We start from the raw sequence: 22,154 nt of genomic DNA, 5'->3' as shown, positions 1-22,154 counted from the left end.
ACCACGCCAGAGTGGGGGCATGAAGCTGTACTCGGATTTCGGCGGCCGGCGTGCGGTGCAGGTCATCGGAGACGTCCTGGCGCTCGGACTCGTCGCCGTGTCTGTGTGGGCCGCCCTGGTGTTCCACGGATTCGTGACGGAGTTCGCCCTCCTGGGCCGGCGACTCGAGGAGGCCGGCACGGGATTCCGCGGCAGCATGACCGACATCGGGAACACCCTCGCCGACGTCCCGCTCATCGGGTCGGGCATCGCCGCGCCGTTCGACGGAGCCAGTGCGGCGGGGGAGACCCTCGAGTCCGTGGGCCGCGGACAGCAGGACATGGTCGGCTGGATCGCGGTGTTCGCCGCGATCGGCATCGCGGCCGTGCCCATCGCGGCGGTGCTCCTGCTGTGGGTGGCGCCCCGCCTCGTGCACGCGGTTCGCGCCCGGCGCACGACCGCGGTGCTCACGCGACCGGGCGGCGCCGACCTGCTCGCGCTGCGCGCGCTGACCGACCGGAGCCTGCTCGACATCCTCGCGGCCGATGCCGACGCCGTCGCGCGGTGGCGTCGTGGCGACCCCGACACGATCCGTGCGCTGGCCGCGCTCGAGGCACGGGCCGTCGGGGTGCGGCTGCCCGGTGCGCCGGCGGGCCACCCTACGCTGGCCGCATGAGCGACTGGATCGCGCTGCTGCGCGGAGTCAACGTCGGCGGCATCACGGTCAAGTCCGCCGAGTTGCGGGAGACCTTCGCCGGACTCGGCTTCACCGGGGTCCAGACCGTGCTCGCCAGCGGCAACGTCGCCTTCGAGAGCGATCGAACGGATGCCGCCACGCTGAAGCGCGACATCGAGCAGGCCCTGTCGGACCGCTTCGGGTACGAGGCGTGGATCGTGCTGATCACTCCGGAGCGGCTCCGGGCGATCGTCGGGGCGTTCCCGTTCGATGCGAACGATGCGTCGCGCCAGCCGTACGTCGTCTTCGCCTCCGAATCGTCGGTCATCGACGAGCTCATGGCGGCTGCCGGCGTGCCGGACCCCCACGCGGATCCGCTCGAGCGCGGCGACGGCGTCGTCTACTGGAACCCCGTGAAGGGCACCACCGTGAGCACCCCGTTCGCGAAGCTCCTCGCGAAGGCCCGGTTCAAGCCCACCACCACCAACCGGAACCTCCGCACGCTCCGGAAGCTCCTCGGCTGAGCCATCCCCGTGGTCGGATCGGGGCAGGCCTCGGGGCGCGATTCAGGGTGAGCCCCGGGTTGATCGGCGGGCTGGCACGGGAGCGGCGAGCCGCGCCATCCGCTTGTCTTCGGGCATGACCACTCGACTTCCCAGCACCGGCGCGCCGGCCCTCGAGGCCGCCCCGGCCACGACCTGCCGCAGCGACGACGTGGTGGTGATCCACCGCATCTTCCGCCGCCTCTTCGCCGATGCGCCCCGGCTCGTGCGCGACGTCGAGGCGGGAGACACCGGTCGTGCGAAGTTCCTCGCGAAGCACCTGCACGGCATCACGACCCTGCTGCACGTGCACCACCGCACCGAGGACGAGTTCTTCTGGGACCCGATGCGCGACCGTGCGCCGGCGTGCGGCCTCCACGTGGCACTCATGATCCGCCAGCACGAAGCGGTCTCGGATCGACTCGACGCCGTCGACGTGCTGATCGACGAGTGGGCGACGCACGCGAACGCCGCTGCGGCCGCGAGGCTCGCCGCGGAGCTCGACGAGGTCGACCGCCTGCTGGTTCAGCACCTCGCCGACGAGGAGCGCGACGCGTTCCCGGTGCTCGACGCCGTGCTCTCCGACGAGGAGTGGGACGACATCCACCGCCACGCGCGCCGCCACAAGCCGCCGCTGCCCGTCTTCCTGCTGCTGGGGCTGATGATCGACAGCGTGCCGGAGGCCGAGCGCGACGAATGGGTCGCGACCCAGCTCCCTGCCCCGATCCGCGTCGCGTACCGCATCATCGGCCGGCGGCAGTACGAGCGGGCGCTCATCCGGCTCTTCCCGGATCGCGCGGCGGTCGCCTTCGCCTGACGTGACGGACGGCGCGCCGGCCGCGGCATCCGCCCCCTTGGCACGGCCCGCCGAGCCCGCGCCGCCGGTGGCATCGGTGCGCTGGCCTAGAATGTCCCGGTACTGATCACCGTTACGGGAGACGCATGTCCGGGCATTCCAAGTGGGCGACGACCAAGCACAAGAAGGCCGTCATCGACGCGCGCCGCGCGAAGTCGTTCGCCAAGCTCATCAAGAACATCGAGGTCGCGGCCAAGCTCGGCGGCGCCGACCTCGGGGGCAACCCCACGCTGTACGACGCGGTGCAGAAGGCCAAGAAGACCTCGGTGCCCAACGACAACATCGACCGCGCGATCAAGCGCGGTGCGGGCATCTCGGGCGAGAGCGTCGAGTACCAGAACATCATGTACGAGGCGTACGGCCCGAACGGCGTGGCCCTCATGGTGGAGTGCCTCACCGACAACAAGAACCGTGCGGCGGCCGAGGTGCGCACCGCGCTGAGCCGCAACGGTGGCACGCTGGCCGATCCCGGCAGCGTCGCCTACAACTTCTCGCGGAAGGGCGTCATCGTCGTCTCGGGCGAGGGCACCACCGAGGATGACGTCATGCTCGCCGTGCTCGAGGCCGGCGCCGAGGAGGTCGAGCCGCACGCCCAGGGCTTCGAGGTCATCACCGAGGCGAGCGACCTCGTCACCGTGCGCTCGGCGCTGCAGGAGGCCGGGCTCGACTACGAGTCGGCCGATGTCGAGTTCGTGCCCAACCTCAAGGTCGAGGTCGACGCCGACACGGCGCGCAAGGTGTTCCGCCTGATCGACGCGCTGGAAGACAGCGACGACGTGCAGAACGTCTACAGCAACTTCGACCTCACCCCCGAGGTGCAGGCCCAGCTCGAGGACGACTAGGTCGCCGCCATGCGGGTCCTCGGCATCGATCCCGGGCTGACCCGCTGCGGCGTCGGCGTCGTCGACGTGGCGCCTGACCGCACCGCGACCCTCGTCGACGTCGTCGTGCTGCGCTCCCCGGCCGAGCTGGCCACACCGGCGCGGCTGGCCCGCATCGCCGACGGGCTCGAGGCGATCGTCGAGGAGCACCGGCCGCAGGCCGTGGCGCTCGAGCGCGTGTTCGCCCGCAGCGACGTGTCGACCATCATGGGCACGGCCCAGATCTCGGGCGTCGCGATGCTCATCGCCGAACGGCGCGCGCTGCCGGTCGCGCTCCACACGCCGAGCGAGGTCAAGGCGGCGATCACCGGGTACGGCCGCGCCGACAAGAAGCAGGTGGGCGCGATGGTCGCCCGCATTCTCGGCCTCGAAGCCGTGCCGAAGCCGGCGGATGCCGCGGACGCCCTGGCGCTCGCGATCTGCCACGCGTGGCGGACCGGGGGCGTCGCCGGGGCCGCGATCGCCGATGCCGCCGGCGCCCGGTCCTCCGGCGCCGCGGACGGATCCGGCCTGACTCCCGCGCAGCGGGCATGGCGCGCCGCTGAGCGTGCCGCGGCCGTGTCGGGGGCCGCCCGTAGGGTGAAGGAGTGATCTCCTCCCTGCGCGGCCGTGCGGCCTCGGCCTCCGGCGGAACGCTCGTCGTCGACGTGTCCGGCGTCGGCTACCTGGTGCACGCGACTCCCGCGTTCGTCCTGGCGAGCCGACAGGGCGACGAGGTGTTCGTGCACACCGCGCTCATCGTGCGAGAAGACGCGATGACCCTCTTCGGCTTCGCCACTCGCGATGAGCTCGACGTGTTCGAACTGCTCATCGGCGTGACCGGCGTGGGGCCCAAGTCGGCGCTCGGCGTGCTCTCGGCGATGTCGCCGACCGAGGTGGCGCGTGCCGTCGAGGGCGACGACGATGCCGCGTTCCGCCGCGTGAGCGGCATCGGGCCGAAGACGGCCAAGCTCATCACCGTCTCGCTCGCCGGCAAGCTGGTCGCTCCGGCGGCCGCGCCCGCCGGAGCGCCGATCGTCGCCGGCGGGATCGCCGACGACGTGCTCGCCGCGCTGACCGGGCTCGGCTGGTCCGAGAAGCTCGCCGGCGAGGCTCTGGCCGAGACCCTCGAGACCGCCGATCCGACCGCCGCGGCGTCCGTTCCCGCGCTGCTGCGGCTGACGCTCGCACGGCTCGGCCCGGCGCAGTCGGCGGCGAGGGCGCGATGAGCGACGCCGAGGTCGACCTCACCGACCCCGTGCTCGCCTCCGAGGCCGAGCTCGCCTTCGAGGGCGCACTCCGGCCGCGCAGCCTTCAGGAGTTCGTCGGGCAGACCCGGGTGCGCGGGCAACTGCAGCTGCTGCTCTCCGCGGCGGCCCTCCAACAGCGCACGCCCGACCACATCCTGCTCGCCGGGCCGCCGGGGCTGGGCAAGACCACCTTGGCGATGATCGTCGCGCACGAGGGCGGGCGGCCCTTGCGGATGTCGAGCGGTCCCGCCATCCAGCACGCAGGCGACCTCGCCGCCATCCTGTCGTCGCTCGTGCCGGGCGAGGTGCTCTTCATCGACGAGATCCACCGCATGGCCCGGTCGGCCGAAGAGATGCTCTACCTCGCCATGGAGGACTTCCGCATCGACATCATGGTCGGCAAGGGCGCCGGCGCCACCTCGGTGCCCCTCGACCTCGCGCCCTTCACGCTGGTCGGGGCGACCACCCGTGCCGGCCTGCTGCCGAACCCGCTGCGCGATCGCTTCGGGTTCACCGCGCACCTCGAGTTCTACGACGAGGCCGAGCTCGAGCAGGTGCTGGCGCGCGCGGCCGCGCTGCTCGGCCTCGCGATCGACGCCGAGGCGATCGCCGAGATCGCCGGCCGATGCCGGGGCACCCCGCGCATCGCCAACCGACTGCTGCGGCGCGTGCGCGACTACGCCCTGGTCCACGGCGGACGAGCCGATGTCGAGGCCGTTCGCGCGGCGCTCGAGCTGTACGACGTCGACCCGCTCGGCCTCGACCGGCTCGACCGCGCCGTGATGATGACGATCCTCACGCGCTTCGGCGGAGGGCCGGTCGGACTCAACACGCTGGCCGTGTCGGTCGGCGAGGAGGCCGAGACCATCGAGGCGGTCGTCGAGCCGTTCCTCGTGCGCATCGGGCTGATCACCCGCACGCCGCGCGGGCGCGTCGCGACGCCGGCGGCCTGGCGACACTTCGGGCTCGTGCGCGAGGGTGTGGAGGGTCCGACGACCCTTCCGATCGATGACCTATAATCCTTGGAGGCTTCGGCCACCCCGCCCTTGATCGTGCGCGCTGCGCACCCCGGAAGGTTTCCACCCCATGGTCTTCGACCCGTTCACCATCATCATGCTCGCCGTCCTGGCGGTGCTGATCTTCTTCATGTTCCGCAACTCGCGCAAGCGCCAGCACGACGCTCGGGAGATGCAGACGAAGGTCGTCCCGGGCGCCAAGGTCATGACCAACTTCGGACTGTTCGGCACCATCCTCTCCATCGACGAAGAGGAGAACCGGGTGGAGCTCGAGACGACCCCGGGCACCGTGCTGACGGTCCACCGCCAGACCATCGCGCGCGTCGTCGACGCGGTCGAGGCGACCACGCCCGCCGCGGTCGAGGGCGAGCCCGAGTTCGGCGAGCGCGTCGACGAGACGCCGGGCGACGAGACGCCCGACATCAAGAAGTCCGACGACTAGAGCTCATCCATCGCTCGGCCCGCGCGACGACGCCCGGGCTCCGGCACAGAAAGCAGAATCAGTGGCTGCACCATCCAAGCGGTCCTCCCGACCCACGCCCGTCCGCAAGGCGGTGCGATCCCTCACCTGGCTCGGCGTCATCATCGTCGCCCTGTTCGGCATCAATGCCGCGGGCGTGATCTGGGGCAACGGCTCCTGGACGCCGAAGCTCGCACTCGACCTCGAGGGCGGCACGCAGATCATCCTCGCGCCGCAGGTCGAGGCCGGTGCTTCGGTCTCGCAGGAGCAGCTCGACCAGGCGGTCTCGATCATCCGCCAGCGCGTCGACGCCTCGGGCGTCGCCGAGGCCGAGATCAACACCGAGGGCTCGAACGTGGTCGTCCGCATCCCGGGCGAGCTCGACGAGCAGACCCGGAACCGGATCGAGTCGTCCGCGAAGCTCGAGCTGCGCCCGGTGCTGCTCGCCGATGCTGCGACGAACCAGTCGATCGACCCGAGCGAGAGCCCCGAGCCCACCGAGGGCGCCGAGGAGGAACTCGAGGCCACGCCGACCGTCGAGCCGACCGATGCGAGCGACCCGAACTGGGTCACACCCGCGCTGCAGGATCAGTTCGACACCTTCGACTGCGCCACCCTCGACGAGGGCGAAGCCAACGTCGCGGCGTCCGATGAGCCGCTCGTGACGTGCGACAGCACGCGCCAGATCAAGTACCTGCTCGGCCCGGTCGAGGTCAGCGGCGAGGACATCGTCGACGCGACCAACGGCATGGTGCAGACGCAGACCGGCGCCTCGACCGGTCAGTGGGCGGTCAACATCGTCTTCAACGACCGCGGCACCGAGCAGTTCGCCGACGTGAGCCAGCGCCTGTTCGCGCTCAACGGCCAGACGCCGCGCGACCAGTTCGCCTTCGTGCTCGACGGTGCCGTGCTCTCGGCTCCGCAGATGAACGGCGTGATCACCGACGGCCGGCCCCAGGTGACCGGCAACTTCTCGCAGGAGTCCTCGAAGGCCCTGGCCGACCAGCTGAAGTTCGGCGCGCTGCCGATCAGCTTCGAGGTGCAGTCCTCCGACACGATCTCGGCGACGCTCGGTACGTCGCAGCTGCAGTCCGGCCTCATCGCCGGCCTCATCGGCCTCATCCTCGTCGTCATCTACACGCTGTTCCAGTACCGCGCGCTCGGCAGCGTCACGATCGCATCGCTCGTGATCGTCGGCCTCATCACGTACCTGTCGATCACGATCCTGTCCTGGCGCGAGGGCTACCGACTCTCGCTCGCAGGTATCGCGGGTCTGATCGTCGCGATCGGCTTCACGGCCGACTCGTTCATCGTGTACTTCGAGCGCGTCCGCGACGAGCTGCGCGACGGCCGCCCGCTCGTGGGCGCCGTCGAGGCCGGATGGAAGCGCGCGTTCCGCACCATCCTGGCCTCCAAGGGCGTCAACCTGCTCGCCGCGGTGGTGCTGTTCATCCTCGCGGTCGGCAGCGTGAAGGGCTTCGCGTACACCCTGGGACTCACGACGATCATCGACGTCGTCGTCGTGATCCTGTTCACCCACCCGATGCTGCAGCTGCTCGCGCAGACGCGGTTCTTCTCGAGCGGACACTCCTGGTCGGGCCTCGACCCGCAGGCGCTCGGCGCCGTGTACCGGGGCCGTGCCGAGTTCCGCAAGCCGGTCGCAGTGGGGGCGAAGAAGGCCGCCTCCAGTTCGCGCGAGGCCCAGAAGCGCCAGACGATCGCGGAGCGCAAGGCAGCACAGGTCGACGCCACCGTGGGCGCCGGCGAAGGCAAGGAGTCCTGATGGCCAACCGGCTCACCCAGTTCGGCAATGACCTCTACACGGGCAAGCGCTCGTTCAACTTCGTCGGCGGCCGCAAGAAGTGGTATGCCGTGGCGGCGGTGCTGATCATCCTCTCGATCGCGGTTCCGCTGCTTCGGGGCGTGAACTTCAGCATCGAGTTCCGTGGCGGCTCGCAGTTCCAGATCGCCGGCGTCCAGGACGCGACCACCCAGCCCGCGAGCGATGCCGTCGCCTCGGTCGTCCCGGGCGCGGTGTCGCACGTGACGATCGTGGGCGGCGATGGCGTCCGCGTGCAGACCGAGCAGCTCGAGCAGGCGGAGTCGCAGGAGATCACGGCCGCGCTGGCCGAGGCCTACGACGTGCCCGAGTCCGAGGTGACCTCGTCGTTCATCGGCCCGAGCTGGGGCGCTGACGTGACGAGGCAGGCCCTCATCGGCCTCATCGCCTTCGTGCTGCTCGCGGCGATCATCATGGCGCTGTACTTCCGCACCTGGAAGATGTCGCTCGCGGCCATCATCGCGCTCGTCGGCGATCTCATCGCCACGGTCGGCATCTACGCGGCGGTGGGCTTCGAGATCAGCCCGGCCGCGACGATCGGTGTGCTGACCATCCTGAGCTACTCGCTGTACGACACCGTCGTGGTGTTCGACAAGATCCGCGAGAACACGGCCGAAGACGGGCAGGAGTCCCGCCGCACCTTCGCCGAATCGGTGAACCTCGCGGTGAACCAGACGCTGGTGCGCTCGATCAACACGAGCGTCGTCGCCGCACTGCCGGTCGCCGCGATCCTGTTCATCGGTGCCGGCGTGCTCGGCGCCGACACGCTTCGCGACATCTCGCTCGCACTGCTGATCGGCATCCTCGTCGGAACCTGGTCGACCGTGTTCATCGCCGCACCGCTCTACTCGCAGCTGCGCGAGGGCGAGCCCGACATCAAGCGGCACGACCAGAAGGTGCTCAAGGAGCGCGAACGCGCAGGCGGCTCGGCAGCCGCGGGCGTCAGCCCCGTCCCCGTGCCCTGAGGGCCGTCGCCGCCGACCTCGGTGGCGCACGGCTCCTCCGGGAGCGGTGATAATTGAGGTCTGGGAGGTGCGGGCATGACGGAGACCGGAGTCAACTCGACGGCATCATTGCGCCGTCTCGTGCCCCGGATCTTCTCGAAGGCCCTGCCGACCGGCGCCGTCGACACCGTCCTCCGAACGGTGCGGATGCACCATCCGAAGGCCGATCTCTCGGTGATCGAGCGCGCGTACACCGTCGCCGAGCGCGCGCACGAGGGGCAGAAGCGCCGTAGCGGCGAGCCGTACATCACGCATCCCATCGCGGTCGCGCAGATCCTCGCCGATCTCGGCATCGGCTCCAAGGCCGTGGCCGCCGCGTTGCTCCACGACACCGTCGAAGACACCGCGTACACGCTCGACCAGCTGCGCGCCGACTTCGGCGACGAGATCGCGATGCTCGTCGACGGCGTCACCAAGCTCGACAAGGTGAAGTACGGCGACTCCACGCAGGCCGAGACCGTCCGCAAGATGATCGTGGCGATGTCGAAGGACATCCGCGTGCTCATCATCAAGCTCGCCGACCGACTGCACAACGCACGCACGTGGGGCTTCGTCCCGGCCGACTCCGCCGCGAGGAAGGCGACCGAGACCCTCGAGATCTACGCGCCGCTCGCGCATCGACTCGGCATCCAGACGATCAAGTGGGAGCTCGAGGACCTCTCGTTCGCGGTGCTCTATCCGAAGCTCTACGCCGAGATCGAGAGCCTCGTGAAGGGCCGGACGCCGCAGCGCGAGCAGTACGTGCAGTCGGTGATCGACATGGTCTCCGAGGACCTCAAGGCGGCCCGCATCCGCGGCAAGGTCGTGGGTCGACCCAAGCAGTACTACTCGATCTACCAGAAGATGATCGTGCGGGGCCGCGACTTCGACGAGATCTACGACCTCGTCGGCATCCGGGTGCTGGTGAACACCGTGCGCGACTGCTACGCCATCCTCGGCTCGATCCACGCGCGCTGGACCCCGCTTCCCGGCCGGTTCAAGGACTACATCGCGACGCCGAAGTTCAACCTCTACCAATCGCTGCACACGACGGTGATCGGCCCGAAGGGGCGCCCCGTCGAGATCCAGATCCGCACGCACGACATGCACCAGCGGGCCGAGTACGGCGTCGCCGCGCACTGGAAGTACAAGGAGCGGGTGGCAGGCGGTCGCGCCGAGGTCGCGAACTCGCGCGACGAGGCCGACATGGCCTGGCTCGCGCACATCTCCGACTGGCAGGCCGAAACGGCCGACCCGGGCGAGTTCCTCGACTCGCTGCGGTTCGAGATCGGTGCCAAGGAGGTCTACGTCTTCACGCCCAAGGGCCGGGTCATCGGCCTGCCGGCCGGAGCGACACCCGTCGACTTCGCGTACGCCGTCCACACCGAGGTCGGTCACCGCACGATGGGCGCGAAGGTCAACGGCCGGCTGGTGCCACTCGAGAGCACGCTGAACAGCGGCGACGTGGTCGAGGTGTTCACGTCGAAGAACCCCGACTCGGGTCCGAGCAAGGACTGGCTCAACTTCGTCAAGAGCCCGCGTGCGCGCAGCAAGATCCGCCAGTGGTTCACCAAGGAGCGCCGCGACGAGGCCATCGAGCACGGTCGCGACGCGATCGCCCGCGCGATGCGCAAGCAGAACCTGCCGCTGCAGAAGTTGATGAGCCAGGAGTCGTTCGCCGAGGTCGCCGCGCAACTGCGCTACGACGACGTCTCCTCGCTGTACGCCGCGGTCGGCGAGGGGCACGTCTCCACGCAGTCGGTCATCGAGAAGGTCGTCGCGCTCGTGCGCGACGTCGACGACGTCGACGAGCCCGACCTGCCGATCCCCGTCCGCACGAGGCCGCTCCCGCGCCACAGCGACTCGGGCGTGCTCGTGCGCGGCGCCCCCGACATCCTCGTGAAGCTCGCGCGCTGCTGCACTCCGGTGCCGGGCGACGAGATCGTGGGGTTCATCACGCGGGGCTCGGGCGTCTCGGTGCACCAGTCGTCGTGCCACAACGTGCAGTCGCTGCTGCGCGAGCCCGAGCGGATGATCGACGTCGAGTGGGCGCCGAGCTCGAAGAGCGTCTTCCTCGTGCAGATCCAGATCGAAGCGCTCGATCGCGCAGGGCTCCTCTCCGACGTGACGCGCGTGCTGTCGGAGCACCACGTCAACATCCTGTCCGCCAACGTGTCGACCTCGACCGACCGCCTGGCGCTCAGCCGATTCGTCTTCGAGATGGGTGACACGACGCACCTCGACCGGGTGCTGAACGCCGTGCGCCGCATCGACGCCGTGTACGACGTCTACCGCGTCAACGACGGCTAGACGCCGCGTCGTCGAGCGCGCCTGCGAGCCGGCGGAGCGCCATCGCACGATGCGGCAGCCGGTGCGCCGACGCGACGCGGCGCTGCACCCGATCCCGAACCCAGGGCGCCGCGGTGAGCAGCGCCCGCACGGTGTCGATCGTGGCCGCCTCGTCGGCCGCGACATCGCGCACGAGGTCGAAGACCGTGCGCTCGACGGTCGTGCACCGGATGCCGCCGTACTCGGCGACGTCGGATTCGTCGATGGCCACCTCGCGCACCACGTGACCGAGGTCGTTCCGCGCCGCCACACGGCTCTCGTGCGGCACGCAGTACTCGGCGACCTGCGGCGGCCGGGGGAGCGCGCCGTACACCCAGGCCGCCGATCGTCGCTCGATGATCATCGGCGACGGACGGTCCGGCCCGATCGCCGCCGCCCGGAGCGCCGGCAGGTCGGGCTCGTCGATCGGGCACCATCCGCCGCCGAGCCGGAACAGCTCGCCGTCGAGGCGCGCCGCGCAGAGCTCGGCGAGCGGGAGGTCATCGGTGCCGAGCACCGTGGGGAGCCGTGCCATGCGCCCATGCTGCGGCATCCCGGGGCGTCGCGGAGCTCGGCCGGGTCACGCTGTGGAGAATCGTGAGCCACCCCAACGCCTGGGGAAGGATAGTGTCGCCGAGGCGTCAGCCGCCGACGGCCTTGAGCCAGGCGCGCCGGGCCTCGAGCGCCTCGCGGGCGGTCGCCGCGGCCTTCGCGTCGCCGGAGGCCTCGGCCGCCGCGAGCTCGGACTCGAGCTTGGCGATGGCGTCGTGCAGCTGGCCGAGCATGCCCTCGGAACGGGCCTTCTTCTCGGGGTCCTCGCGCTCCCAGCGCTCGTCCTCGAGGCTGCGTACGTGGTTCTCGACCTTCCGGAGGCGATCCTCGACCGAGCGGACCTGGTCGCGCGGGACGCGGCCGATCTCGTCCCACCGGCGCTGGATGCCGTTGAGCGCGTTGCGAGCCGCACGTGCGTCCTTCGAGGCGAGCAGCTTGTCGGCCTCGTCGAGCAGCGCCAGCTTCTCGGTGAGGTTGGCGCGGTACTCCTCATCGTCCTTCGCGTCGACCTCGGCCTTGGCCTGGAAGAGCACGTCGCCGGCGGCCTTGAACTTCGCCCAGAGCGTGTCGTCGACCTTCTTGCCGGCGCGACCGGCCTGCTTCCACTCGTCGAGCAGCGACCGGTACTCGGCGACGCCGTCGGCGCCCCGCGGTGCGAGCGCCTCGGCGCGCTCGATGAGGCGCTGCTTGCGCTGGCGGACGTCGCGATGCGCCGCGTCGAGCTCGGCGAAGAACGCCTTGCGGTGCTGCTCGATGGTCGAACGTGCCGCGCGGAACCGCTTCCACAGTTCGTTGGCCTCGCCCTTCGGCAGGCGGGGGCCGTCCTGCTGGTGCTTCTGCCACTGCGCGAACAGCGCGTCGAGCTCAGCGCTCGTCTGCTTCCACTGGGTCTTCGACGGGTCCTGCGCTGCGAGCGCCTCAGCCTGCTCGACGATGCGCGTCCGCTCGGCGATCGCCTCCTGCAGCGCCGCCTTCGCCTCGGCCTGCTGCTGCGCGGTGAGCTCCTGCGTGGTGCCCGACAGCGCCTCGAGGCGGCGCGACAGCGACTCGAGGTCGCCGACGGCGTGGGCGTTCGCCACGCTCTCCTGCAGGGTGGTTACGGCCTTCGCGACATCCGCTGCCGGCGCACCGCGACGCACGCGCTGCTCGAGCAGCCCGACAGCACCGGCGAGGTCGGCGTACTTGCGCTCGAAGTACGCCAGCGCCTCTTCGGCCGTGGCGTCGGGGTACTGCCCGACCTCGCGCTCGCCCTCGCTGGTCCGCACGAAGACGGTGCCCGTCTCGTCGACGCGGCCCCACGGCTGCTGTGCTGAATCGGTCACTGATTCACCCTGTCGTTCGTCGGATGCCGCGTACGCGGCGGATGACGGCATCAAGCCTATTGCACCCCCGGAATGGGCACGGTCCGGCGCTCGTCGCGATGACGAGGCTGCACGAGGACCGCGCGCGTCACTCGAGGGAGAAGCCCGTGATGGTCACGGGCTGGGCCGGCGGCCCGTCCGTGGAGCCGTCGGAGGTGCCGGGCTCGATCACGTCGGCCGTGAGGGCGTCGAGTCCCGAGGTGACGCGTCCGATCACCGTGTAGCCGCCGGCCGCGTCGGTGGGCAGCGTGGTGTCCTCGTACACGATGAAGAACTGGCTGCCCTGGCTCTCCGCGTTGCCGGACTGGCGGGCCATCGCGATGGTGCCGGCGGGGTAGACGCCGTCGGCCGGGGCGTTCTCGACCGGGCCGTAGCTGTACCCGGGGCCGCCGGTTCCGTCGCCGTTCGGGTCGCCGCACTGGAGCACGAAGATGCCCTCGGTCGTCAGGCGGTGGCAGGGGACGCCGTCGTAGAAGCCGTCGTCGACGAGGCTGATCGTGCTCGAGACGGCCTGCGGCGCGGCGGCGCCGTCGAGCTCGACCGCGAGCGCCGTGTCGTTCAGCGTGAGCGTCCCCGTCCAGGTGCGGTCCTCGGCGAGGTCGGCCGATGGCACCGGGGCCGGCGTGGCGGTGGGGGTCGGCGTCGGCGTCGGCGAGGCCTCGGGCGTCCCCGGTCCGCCGCCGAAGTAGAACAGCTGCGCGCCGACGGCCAGCGCGAGCACGACGGCGAGCCCGACTCCGGCGATGACGTTGTCGCGGCTTCGACGGCGCACCGCGCGGCGGTGCACCTCCTGACGTGCCTGGTAGGTGCGGAGGCGCGCACGCTCCTCGCGCGCCTGACGGTCGTTCGCTGCCACGCTGCTCCTTCGGGGGATCCTGCGGGGAGACTCTACGGGGGAGCGGCCCCGGCGTGCCAATCTTGCCGTGCGGGCGGCGGCGTCGGTGTCGGATGCCGCGGCTACGCTGGTCGGCATGGTGGATTCGGCTCCGGGGCTGCGTTCCGGCGCGACCCCCCTCGCAGTGCGCATGCGCCCGCGGAGCCTCGACGAGGTCGCCGGCCAGAAGCACCTGCTCACCACGGGCTCACCGCTCGTCGCGCTGGCCGCCGACCGCACGGGCGAGTCCGGCGCGGTCTCGGTCATCCTCTGGGGGCCCCCGGGCACGGGCAAGACCACGCTCGCGCAGGCGATCGCCCGCTCGTCCGGGCGCAAGTTCGTCGAGCTCTCGGCCGTGACGGCCGGGGTCCGCGACGTCCGTCAGGTGATGGAGGAGGCACGCGCCAATCGCGACCTGTACGGCGTCTCCACCGTCCTCTTCCTCGACGAGATCCACCGCTTCACCAAGGCGCAGCAGGATGCGCTGCTGCCTGGCGTGGAGAACGGCTGGGTCATCCTGGTCGCTGCGACCACCGAGAACCCGTCGTTCTCGGTCATCTCGCCGCTGCTCTCGCGTTCGCTCCTGCTCACGCTCGAGACGCTCGACGACGACGACCTTGCGATGCTGGTCGACCGGGCGGTCGAAGACCCCCGCGGCCTGAACGGTGCCGTCGAGCTCGCCCCCGAAGCGCGCGCGGCGATCGTCCGGCTGGCCTCGGGCGACGCGCGTCGTGCGCTCACGGCCCTCGAGGCGGCATCCGTCTCGGCGGTGAGCGAGCTCGCGCAGGCCGGGGCGGCCGCGGGCGACGGCGAGGTCGAGGTCGAGGTCGACGACGATGCGGATGCCGCGACCCCCGCCGACGCCCGGGCGACGCGACCCGTGATCACGCCCGAGGTGGTCGCCCGCGCGGTCGATCGCGCGCTGCTGCGGTACGACCGCGATGGCGACGAGCACTACGACGTCATCTCGGCATTCATCAAGTCGGTGAGGGGCAGCGACGTCGACGCCGCGCTTCACTACCTGGCGCGCATGATCGAAGCGGGGGAGGATCCGCGCTTCATCGCGCGCCGCATCATCGTGCTCGCCTCCGAGGACATCGGCTTGGCCGACCCGACGGCGCTGGGCGTCGCGGTCGCCGCCGCCGACGCGGTGCAGTACATCGGCATGCCCGAGGGACGGATCCCGCTCGCGCAGGCGGTCGTGCACCTCGCGACGGCGCCGAAGTCGAACGCCGCCTACCTCGGGATCGATCGCGCGATCGCCGACGTGCGCGCGGGCAAGGCGGGGCGCGTGCCCAAGCACCTCCGCGACGCGCATTACCCGGGCGCCAAGCGCCTCGGACACGGCAAGGGCTATGCCTACCCGCACGACGATCCCATCGGCGTGGTGCCGCAGCAGTACCTTCCCGACCCGCTGCGAGGGGCGGTCTACTACACGCCGACCGAGCATGGCAACGAGCGCGAGGTCTCGGCGCGGCTCGCCAAGCTCCGACGCATCGTCCGCGACGAGCGCTGAGTCGGCAGGTCGGGCGTCGCGACGCCCCGTGATATCATCGATGTTGGCCTGAAGCCAGGTCCTCGAGCGCGGCTGCGAGAGGACCACCGGCGAACGGGTGAGATCTGTAGCCGATCCACCCTTGGCGAATCCCTCTGACACGGACTTCCGGCGCGACTGCGCGCCGTGAAATCGCATTTGAGATTCTTCCGAAAGGACACTTGTGTCGAACCAGTCACGTAGCAAGACCCGCCTCTCCCGCGCACTCGGCGTCGCCCTCACCCCGAAGGCCGCCAAGTACCTCGAGAAGCGCCCGTACGCCCCCGGCGAGCACGGCCGCACCAAGCGCAAGCAGGACTCCGACTACGCCGTGCGTCTTCGCGAGAAGCAGCGCCTCCGCGCCCAGTACGGCATCCGCGAGAAGCAGCTCCGCATCGCGTTCAACGAGGCGCGCCGCACCGAGGGCCTGACGGGTGAGAACCTCGTCGAGCTGCTCGAGATGCGCCTCGACGCGCTCGTGCTCCGCGCCGGCTTCGCCCGCACCATCTCGCAGGCCCGCCAGTTCGTGGTGCACCGCCACATCACCGTCGACGGCAGCATCGTCGACCGTCCGTCGTTCCGCGTGAAGCCGGGCCAGGTCGTCGGCGTCAAGCAGCGCTCCGAGGGCACCGAGCCGTTCCAGGTCGCCGCGGCCGGTGGCCACGTCGACGTGCTCCCCAAGGTTCCGGGCTACCTCGAGGTCGAGCTCGACAAGCTCCAGGCCAAGCTCGTGCGTCGCCCCAAGCGCGTCGAGGTGCCCGTCACGTGTGACGTGCAGCTCGTCGTCGAGTACTACGCCGCCCGCTAGTCGGTCGGTTCACCGAACGGGGTCGCGGTTCGCCGCGGCCCCGTTCGTCGTACCACGGCGCGCCGGGCGGGTACCCGCACGCACGTCCTAGACTGAATGAATGCGTGCGCAGCGCACGTCGCCGGGCTCGACTTTCGAGGAGTGACACGTGAAGAGCATCCTGTGGTTCGCCGTCGGCGTCGCGGCGGGGTTCGCCGTCGCGCACCAGGTCAACCGCACCGCGGAGGGCCGCGAGTTCTTCGCCGGCCTCGACGCGAAGGCGCGGGCATTCGGCCGTGCCGTCGCCGAGGGGTACCACGCCCGCGAGGCCGAGCTCCGCGCCGCCGAGGCGCCCTCCGTCGCGGGCCGCTAGCTCCCCGTCTACGCCCTCGCCCGCCGGTCGCGCGGGACGCTCCACCAATCCCAGGAACCAGAACGGAACCATGCAGACTGCCGAGATCCGCCAGCGCTGGCTTGACTTCTTCGCCGCACGCGGCCACACGGTCGTGCCGTCGGCCTCGCTCGTGTCCGACGACCCGTCGCTGCTGTTCACGGTGGCCGGCATGGTGCCCTTCGTGCCGTACCTGACGGGCGTCGTGCCCGCACCGTACGACCGGGCCACGAGCGTGCAGAAGTGCATCCGCACGAACGACATCGAAGAGGTCGGCAAGACCCCGCGGCACGGCACGTTCTTCCAGATGAACGGCAACTTCTCGTTCGGCGACTACTTCAAGGAGGGCGCGATCTCGTTCGCGTGGGACCTCCTCACCACGTCCGAGGCCGACGGCGGCTACGGCTTCGATCCCGAGGACCTCTGGGTCACCGTGTACGAGGACGACGACGAGGCGCGCGAGATCTGGAAGCGGGTCGCCGGGCTGCCCGACGATCGCATCCAGGGCCTCGGCAAGGACACGAACTACTGGCACACCGGCCAGCCCGGCCCCGCCGGACCGTGCTCGGAGATCTTCTTCGATCGCGGTCCGGAGTACGGCATCGACGGTGGGCCCGCCACCGACGACGACCGCTACGTCGAGATCTGGAACCTGGTCTTCATGCAGTACCTCATCGCCGACGTGAAGTCGAAGACCGACTTCACGATCGTGCGCGAGCTGCCGAAGAAGAACATCGACACCGGCATGGGGCTCGAGCGCGTCGCGTTCATCAAGCAGGGCGTCGACAACATGTACGAGATCGACCAGGTCCGGCCCGTGCTCGACCGGGCGGCCGAGCTGTCGGGCCGCCGGTACGGCGCCGACCACGACGACGACGTGCGCATGCGCGTGATCGCCGACCACATCCGCTCGTCGCTCATGCTCATGAGCGACGGGGTCACGCCGTCGAACGAGGGCCGCGGCTACATCCTCCGCCGCCTGCTGCGCCGCAGCATCCGCGCCATGCGCCTGCTCGGCGTCGAGGGGCCGACCTTCCACGACCTGTTCGCGGCGTCCCGCGACGCGATGAAGACCGCCTACCCCGAGGTCGCGGCGAACTACGCGCAGATCGAGCAGCTCGCCGTCGGCGAGGAGGCGGCGTTCCTCCGGACGCTCTCGGCGGGCACGTCCATCCTCGACACTGCCGTGGCGAAGACCAAGCAGTCGGGTTCCGACCGGCTCGCCGGCGACACCGCCTTCCTGCTGCACGACACGTACGGCTTCCCGATCGAGCTCACGCTCGAGATGGCCGACGAGGCCGGCCTCGCGGTCGACCGCAAGGCGTTCGACACCCTGATGTCCGACCAGCGTTCGCGTGCGAAGGCCGACGCCAAGTCGAAGAAGAAGGTGCTGGCCGACCTTTCGGTGTACAGCGAGTTCCGTGCGAAGGGCGAGACCGTCTTCACGGGCTACACCGACCTCACGACCGCCTCCACGGTGCTCGGGATCCTCGTCGACGGGCGGCCCGCGCAGCGGGCGATCGCGGGCCAGACCGCCGAGGTGATCCTCGCGGAGACCTCGCTCTACGCGGAGTCCGGCGGCCAGGCACCCGACCAGGGTCGCATCGTGGGCGATGGATTCGAGCTCGACGTGCTCGACGTGCAGAAGCCCGTGAAGGGCCTGATCAGCCACACCGTCACGGTGACCTCCGGCGAGGTGGGTGTCGGCGTGCCCGCGACCACCCTCGTCGACGAGGACTACCGCCGCGGCGCGACGCAGGCGCACTCCGGCACGCACCTCGTGCACGCCGCGCTTCGCGAGGTGCTCGGCCCGAGGGCGCACCAGTCCGGCTCGTTCAACAAGGCCGGCTACCTGCGCCTGGACTACGGCTGGAACCAGGCCCTGTCGGCCGAGACGCGCAGCGAGATCGAGGACGTCGCCAACGGCGCCGTCCGCGAGAACTTCGAGGTCGTCACGCGAGAGCTGCCGATCGATGAGGCCAAGGCGCTCGGTGCGATGGCGCTGTTCGGCGAGAAGTACGGTGACATCGTCCGCGTCGTCGACATCGGCGGTCCGTGGTCGCGCGAGCTCTGCGCCGGGACGCACGTCGCGCGCAGCGCCGAGGTCGGCATGATCAACATCATCGGCGAGTCGTCGGTGGGCGCATCGAACCGCCGTGTGGAGTCGCTCGTGGGGCAGGACGCGTTCCGGCGGTTCGCGGCCGAGCGCACGCTCGTGCAGGAACTCACCTCGACGCTGAAGACGCGTCCCGAGTCGCTCGTCGACCGCGTCGGCGAGCTCATCACCAGCCTCAAGGCGGCCGAGAAGAAGATCCAGGCCTACGAGGCCAGGGCCCTGAGCGATCGCGTTCCTGAACTCGCCGCGAAGGCCGAGCGGCTCGACGACGTCGTCGCGGTGGTCGAGTCGGTGGGCCGACTCGGATCGGGCGACGAGCTGCGTTCCCTGGCGACGGCGGTCCGCGCGCGCCTCGGCGACGCGGCATCCGTCGTCGCGCTCGTCGGCGAAGTGGAGGGCAAGCCGCTCGCGATCGCCGCGACGTCGCCCGCCGCTCGCGACGCGGGCGCGAACGCGGGAGCCCTCGCCAAGGCGATGGCCGGTGCGCTCGGCGGTGGTGGCGGCGGCAAGCCCGACCTCGCCCAGGGCGGCGGCAACGACCTCGCCGCAATCCCCGCGGCGCTGGCGGCCGCCCGCTCGGCGATCGGCGGGTGACCATGCGTTCCGGTGCGCGGCTCGGCATCGACGTCGGTCGGGCCCGCATCGGCGTGGCGCGCTGCGACCCGTCGGCGATCCTCGCGGTCCCGGTCGAGACGGTCGCGAGGAGCGCCGAGGGCGAGGACGGCGATGTCGGCCGCATCCTCGACCTCGCTGCCGAGCACGAGGCGGTCGAACTCGTCGTCGGCAACCCGCTCTCGCTCTCGGGGCAGCCGACCGCATCGACCGCGGATGCCGTCGCGTTCGCGGAACGGCTGGCCACGGCGGGCGCGAAGGTGCGTCTGGTCGACGAGCGCATGTCGACGGTGAGCGCGCAGCAGGCGCTGCGCGCCTCGGGCAAGTCCGCGAAGAAGCAGCGTCCGATCATCGACCAAGCTGCAGCCGTTATCATTCTGCAACATGCCATCGATGCCGAGCGGGCATCGGGCACCGCCCCCGGACGAACCGTCCTCCCCGACGAAGGATCCTGAAATCCCGTGACCCAGCTCCCCCCAGAGCGTCGCCGCGGCTCCGACCGGCCGTCTCCTCCCGATGCCGCGAGCGAGGCACGGCCTCCCCGCAGCCGGCGCGAGCTCCGTGAGATCCAGCAGCGGGAGGCCGAGGCCGAGCGCCGACGGAATGCGGAACTCGAGGAGCGCCGCGCCGAGCAGGAGTGGCGGGCCGAGCAGGAGCGCGTCGCGAAGGAGCAGTGGCGGGCCGAGCAGGAGCGTCTCGCGGAGCTGGAGTGGCGGGCCGAGCAGGAGCGTCTCGCGGAGCAGGAGTGGCGGGCCGAGCAGGAGCGTCTCGCGGAGCAGGAGTGGCGGGCCGAGCAGGAGCGTCTCGCCGAGCAGGAGTGGCGAGCCGAACAGCAGCGGCTCGCGTACGAGGCGCAGGCTGCGACCGCGCATCCGCGCCGCTCGCACGATCCGGAAGGGGCCGACGACGCGTACGACCGCGACGACCCCTACGACCGCCTCGACGCGCACGACCGCGACGACGCCCTCGCTCACGCCGGAGCGCTCGTCGACGGGGAGGAACGTGTCCGGATGACGACCGCGCGTCGCGGCCCGGCCGCGGCGCACGACGCCGAAGAGGGCGCGCCCGATCTCTTCGCGCCATGGGACGACGATCCGCCCCCGCGCGCCTCCCGAGCAGATCGCCGCGCAGCCGCGCTCGACCACGGCGAGGGCGATCAGGGCGGCCCGGGCCGGAAGCGCGGACGGGGCGCGATCGGCTGCCTGGTGGCGCTGCTCGTGCTCGCCGGCATCGGCGCGGGCGCCTGGTTCTTCGTCCTCCAGGAGCCCGTCACGGCGTTCTTCCAGCGGTTCGAGCCCCCCGCCGACTACAGCGGATCGGGCGAGGGCGAACTCGTGTTCATGATCAACGAGGGCGAAGGCGGTGAGACGATCGCGGCCAACCTCGAGGAGGAGGGCGTCGTCGCGTCGGCGGAGGCGTTCACGGACGAGGTCACGAGCCGGTCGCCGCATCCGACGTTCTATCCCGGTGCCTACCAGCTCGCGAACGAGATGAGCGCGAAGGCGGCGCTCGACGCGCTGCTCGACCCCGCGAACAAGCTCGAGAACACGTTCGTGATCCAGGAGGGCCTCTGGGCGCGCGACGCGCTCGCGGCGGCGTCCTCGGCGACCGGGATCCCGCTCGAGGACCTCCAGGCCGCGGCGGCCGATCCGCAGGCGCTGGGCCTGCCCGCGGAGGCGACCTCCGTGGAGGGGTTCCTGTTCCCGGCGACCTACACGTTCCCACCCGACGTGACGGCGCAGCAGGTCGTGCAGACGCTCGTCGACCGCTCGTTCGAGGCACTCGACGCGGCCGGCGTGCCCGCCGAGAAACGCTGGGAGACGGTGGTCATCGCGTCGCTCATCGAGCGCGAGGCGGGCTCGGCGGATGACTCGTACAAGGTGTCGCGCGTCATCCGCAACCGCCTCGACCCGAACCAGTTCGAGAGCGGGCTGCTGCAGTTCGACTCGACGGTGCACTACGGCATCGGCGACGACTCGACGGTCGAGACGTCCGACGCCGAACGCGCCGACGCCGGGAACGCGTACAACACCTACGTGCACCCGGGCCTGCCGCCGGGCCCGATCGGCAACCCGGGCGATGTCGCGATCGACGCGGCGCTCAACCCGGCCGACGGGCCGTGGCTGTACTTCGTGACCGTCAACCTCGAGACGGGTGAGACGGTGTTCTCGGCGACGCTCGAGGAGCACGAGGCCGCGGTCGAGCAGTTCCTGCAGTACCTGGAGGAGAACGGCTAGATGACCGAGACGACGGATGCCACGGGCGGGTCGATCCCGGACGGCGCCGGTCGTCCGCGGCGGCTGGCGGTGCTCGGCTCGCCGATCGCGCACTCCAAGAGCCCCGCGCTGCATCGCGCGGCCTACGATCGCCTCGGACTCACGCACTGGGAGTACGAGCGCGCCGAGGTCGGCGAAGGCGGGCTCGGCGCGTACCTGGACGGCCTCGGGTCCGAGTGGCGCGGACTCTCGCTCACGATGCCCCTCAAGCCCGAGGCGCTCGAACTGGCCGACGAGGTCGAGCGGCTCGCCGAGCGTGCCGGCGCCGTCAACACGCTCCTGCTGGCCGATGACGGGCGGAGGCTGGGGTTCAACACCGACATCGGCGGCATCGTCCGCGCGCTCGCGGACGCCGGCGTCCGCGAGATCCGCCAAGGCGTGTTGGTGGGCGGCGGCGCCACGGCCGCGTCGGCGTTGATCGCGATGGCCGAGCTCGGGGCGCTGAGCGTCGAGGTGTGCGTGCGCGACGCGCGCCGCGCGGCATCCGTCGTCGAACTGGGCCACGCCATGGGCCTGGTGATCGAGGCCCGCCCGATCGCCCGGCTCGCCGAGGACTCGGGTGCCGACCTGGTGATCAGCACCGTCCCCGGCAGCGCCGACCTCGCGGTGGTTCCCTCGGACGCGCTCGCGACGGCGACGCTGCTCGACGTGGCCTACGCCCCCTGGCCGACCGCCCTCGCCGCGTCGTGGGTCGAGCGGGGCGGTCGCGTCGTGCACGGACTCGACATGCTGCTCCATCAGGCACTGCTCCAGGTGCGCATCTTCGTGAACGGCGACCCGCTGGCCCCGCTGCCCGACGAGGGGGGCGTGCTCGACGTCATGCGTCGGGCCCTCTGACGCCGCTGTGGGAGGATGGTGGGC

General features: G+C 71.0%; 21 protein-coding genes. 18 read left to right on the top strand and 3 right to left on the bottom strand.

Annotated elements, in window-relative coordinates; translation table 11 throughout:
• The first annotated feature begins 19 nt into the window (after positions 1-19).
• The 11 genes from ACFQ58_RS09440 to ACFQ58_RS09390 all read left to right on the top strand — a co-directional run bounded on the left by ACFQ58_RS09440 (position 20) and on the right by ACFQ58_RS09390 (position 10,772).
• On the top strand, positions 20-655 hold the full coding sequence (locus ACFQ58_RS09440; RefSeq protein ID WP_376950817.1) for a hypothetical protein: 636 nt from the start codon (positions 20-22) through the stop codon (positions 653-655).
• Positions 652-1,179 (top strand): DUF1697 domain-containing protein, encoded by a 528-nt coding sequence (locus tag ACFQ58_RS09435; RefSeq protein WP_376950816.1) that lies wholly within the window; start codon positions 652-654, stop codon positions 1,177-1,179. The genes ACFQ58_RS09440 and ACFQ58_RS09435 overlap by 4 nt, the downstream gene beginning before the upstream one ends.
• A 115-nt stretch (positions 1,180-1,294) precedes the next feature.
• Positions 1,295-2,014, top strand: coding sequence for a hemerythrin domain-containing protein (locus ACFQ58_RS09430; protein ID WP_376950815.1), 720 nt, complete (start codon positions 1,295-1,297; stop codon positions 2,012-2,014).
• A gap of 125 nt (positions 2,015-2,139) precedes the next feature.
• Positions 2,140-2,895, top strand: a complete 756-nt coding sequence (locus ACFQ58_RS09425; RefSeq protein WP_376950814.1) for a YebC/PmpR family DNA-binding transcriptional regulator — start codon at positions 2,140-2,142, stop codon at positions 2,893-2,895.
• A 9-nt stretch (positions 2,896-2,904) separates the two neighbouring features.
• Complete coding sequence (gene ruvC / locus ACFQ58_RS09420) at positions 2,905-3,525, top strand: crossover junction endodeoxyribonuclease RuvC (RefSeq protein ID WP_376950813.1); 621 nt, start codon at positions 2,905-2,907, stop codon at positions 3,523-3,525.
• A complete protein-coding gene (gene ruvA / locus ACFQ58_RS09415) occupies positions 3,522-4,142 on the top strand; it encodes a Holliday junction branch migration protein RuvA (RefSeq protein WP_376950812.1) in 621 nt (206 codons plus the stop codon). The genes ruvC and ruvA overlap by 4 nt, the downstream gene beginning before the upstream one ends.
• A complete protein-coding gene (gene ruvB / locus ACFQ58_RS09410) occupies positions 4,139-5,182 on the top strand; it encodes a Holliday junction branch migration DNA helicase RuvB (RefSeq protein WP_376950811.1) in 1,044 nt (347 codons plus the stop codon). The genes ruvA and ruvB overlap by 4 nt, the downstream gene beginning before the upstream one ends.
• 67 nt (positions 5,183-5,249) lie before the next feature.
• A complete protein-coding gene (gene yajC / locus ACFQ58_RS09405; protein ID WP_376950810.1) occupies positions 5,250-5,621 on the top strand; it encodes a preprotein translocase subunit YajC in 372 nt (123 codons plus the stop codon).
• A gap of 61 nt (positions 5,622-5,682) precedes the next feature.
• Entirely contained in the window at positions 5,683-7,422 is a 1,740-nt protein-coding gene (gene secD / locus ACFQ58_RS09400; protein WP_376950809.1) for a protein translocase subunit SecD, read from the top strand.
• Entirely contained in the window at positions 7,422-8,444 is a 1,023-nt protein-coding gene (gene secF, locus ACFQ58_RS09395) for a protein translocase subunit SecF (RefSeq protein WP_376950808.1), read from the top strand. Before secD ends, secF begins: the two co-directional genes overlap by 1 nt.
• Before the next feature lie 75 nt (positions 8,445-8,519).
• Positions 8,520-10,772, top strand: a complete 2,253-nt coding sequence (locus tag ACFQ58_RS09390) for a RelA/SpoT family protein (RefSeq protein WP_376950807.1) — start codon at positions 8,520-8,522, stop codon at positions 10,770-10,772.
• Here the strand turns inward: ACFQ58_RS09390 and ACFQ58_RS09385 are convergent.
• The 3 genes from ACFQ58_RS09385 to ACFQ58_RS09375 form a co-directional block, all read right to left on the bottom strand.
• Complete coding sequence (locus tag ACFQ58_RS09385; protein ID WP_376950806.1) at positions 10,759-11,325, bottom strand: type IV toxin-antitoxin system AbiEi family antitoxin; 567 nt, start codon at positions 11,323-11,325, stop codon at positions 10,759-10,761. The genes ACFQ58_RS09390 and ACFQ58_RS09385 overlap by 14 nt on opposite strands.
• A gap of 106 nt (positions 11,326-11,431) precedes the next feature.
• Entirely contained in the window at positions 11,432-12,664 is a 1,233-nt protein-coding gene (locus ACFQ58_RS09380; RefSeq protein ID WP_376950805.1) for a DUF349 domain-containing protein, read from the bottom strand.
• 127 nt (positions 12,665-12,791) lie between these two features.
• On the bottom strand, positions 12,792-13,559 hold the full coding sequence (locus ACFQ58_RS09375) for a peptidylprolyl isomerase (RefSeq protein WP_376950804.1): 768 nt from the start codon (positions 13,557-13,559) through the stop codon (positions 12,792-12,794).
• Positions 13,560-13,674: 115 nt separating this feature from the next.
• Between ACFQ58_RS09375 and ACFQ58_RS09370 the strand changes: the two genes are divergently transcribed.
• From ACFQ58_RS09370 to ACFQ58_RS09340, 7 genes are all read left to right on the top strand, one after another.
• On the top strand, positions 13,675-15,093 hold the full coding sequence (locus ACFQ58_RS09370) for a replication-associated recombination protein A (RefSeq protein WP_376950803.1): 1,419 nt from the start codon (positions 13,675-13,677) through the stop codon (positions 15,091-15,093).
• A gap of 202 nt (positions 15,094-15,295) precedes the next feature.
• Positions 15,296-15,919, top strand: a complete 624-nt coding sequence (gene rpsD / locus ACFQ58_RS09365) for a 30S ribosomal protein S4 (protein ID WP_376950802.1) — start codon at positions 15,296-15,298, stop codon at positions 15,917-15,919.
• A 148-nt stretch (positions 15,920-16,067) separates the two neighbouring features.
• A complete protein-coding gene (locus tag ACFQ58_RS09360) occupies positions 16,068-16,271 on the top strand; it encodes a hypothetical protein (protein ID WP_376950801.1) in 204 nt (67 codons plus the stop codon).
• A 70-nt stretch (positions 16,272-16,341) separates the two neighbouring features.
• Positions 16,342-18,999 (top strand): alanine--tRNA ligase, encoded by a 2,658-nt coding sequence (gene alaS, locus ACFQ58_RS09355; RefSeq protein ID WP_376950800.1) that lies wholly within the window; start codon positions 16,342-16,344, stop codon positions 18,997-18,999.
• Between the two features lie 2 nt (positions 19,000-19,001).
• Positions 19,002-19,472 (top strand): Holliday junction resolvase RuvX, encoded by a 471-nt coding sequence (gene ruvX / locus ACFQ58_RS09350; RefSeq protein ID WP_376951117.1) that lies wholly within the window; start codon positions 19,002-19,004, stop codon positions 19,470-19,472.
• 6 nt (positions 19,473-19,478) lie between these two features.
• Positions 19,479-21,254: an endolytic transglycosylase MltG gene (gene mltG, locus ACFQ58_RS09345; protein WP_376950799.1), complete on the top strand. Its 1,776-nt coding sequence runs from the start codon at positions 19,479-19,481 to the stop codon at positions 21,252-21,254.
• Positions 21,255-22,130, top strand: coding sequence for a shikimate dehydrogenase (locus ACFQ58_RS09340; protein WP_376950798.1), 876 nt, complete (start codon positions 21,255-21,257; stop codon positions 22,128-22,130).
• Positions 22,131-22,154 lie beyond the last annotated feature (24 nt).

The organism is Agromyces sp. NPDC056523 (genome assembly GCF_042794545.1).
Taxonomy (GTDB): domain Bacteria; phylum Actinomycetota; class Actinomycetes; order Actinomycetales; family Microbacteriaceae; genus Agromyces.
This window is presented reverse-complemented; position numbering and strand designations above follow the sequence as displayed.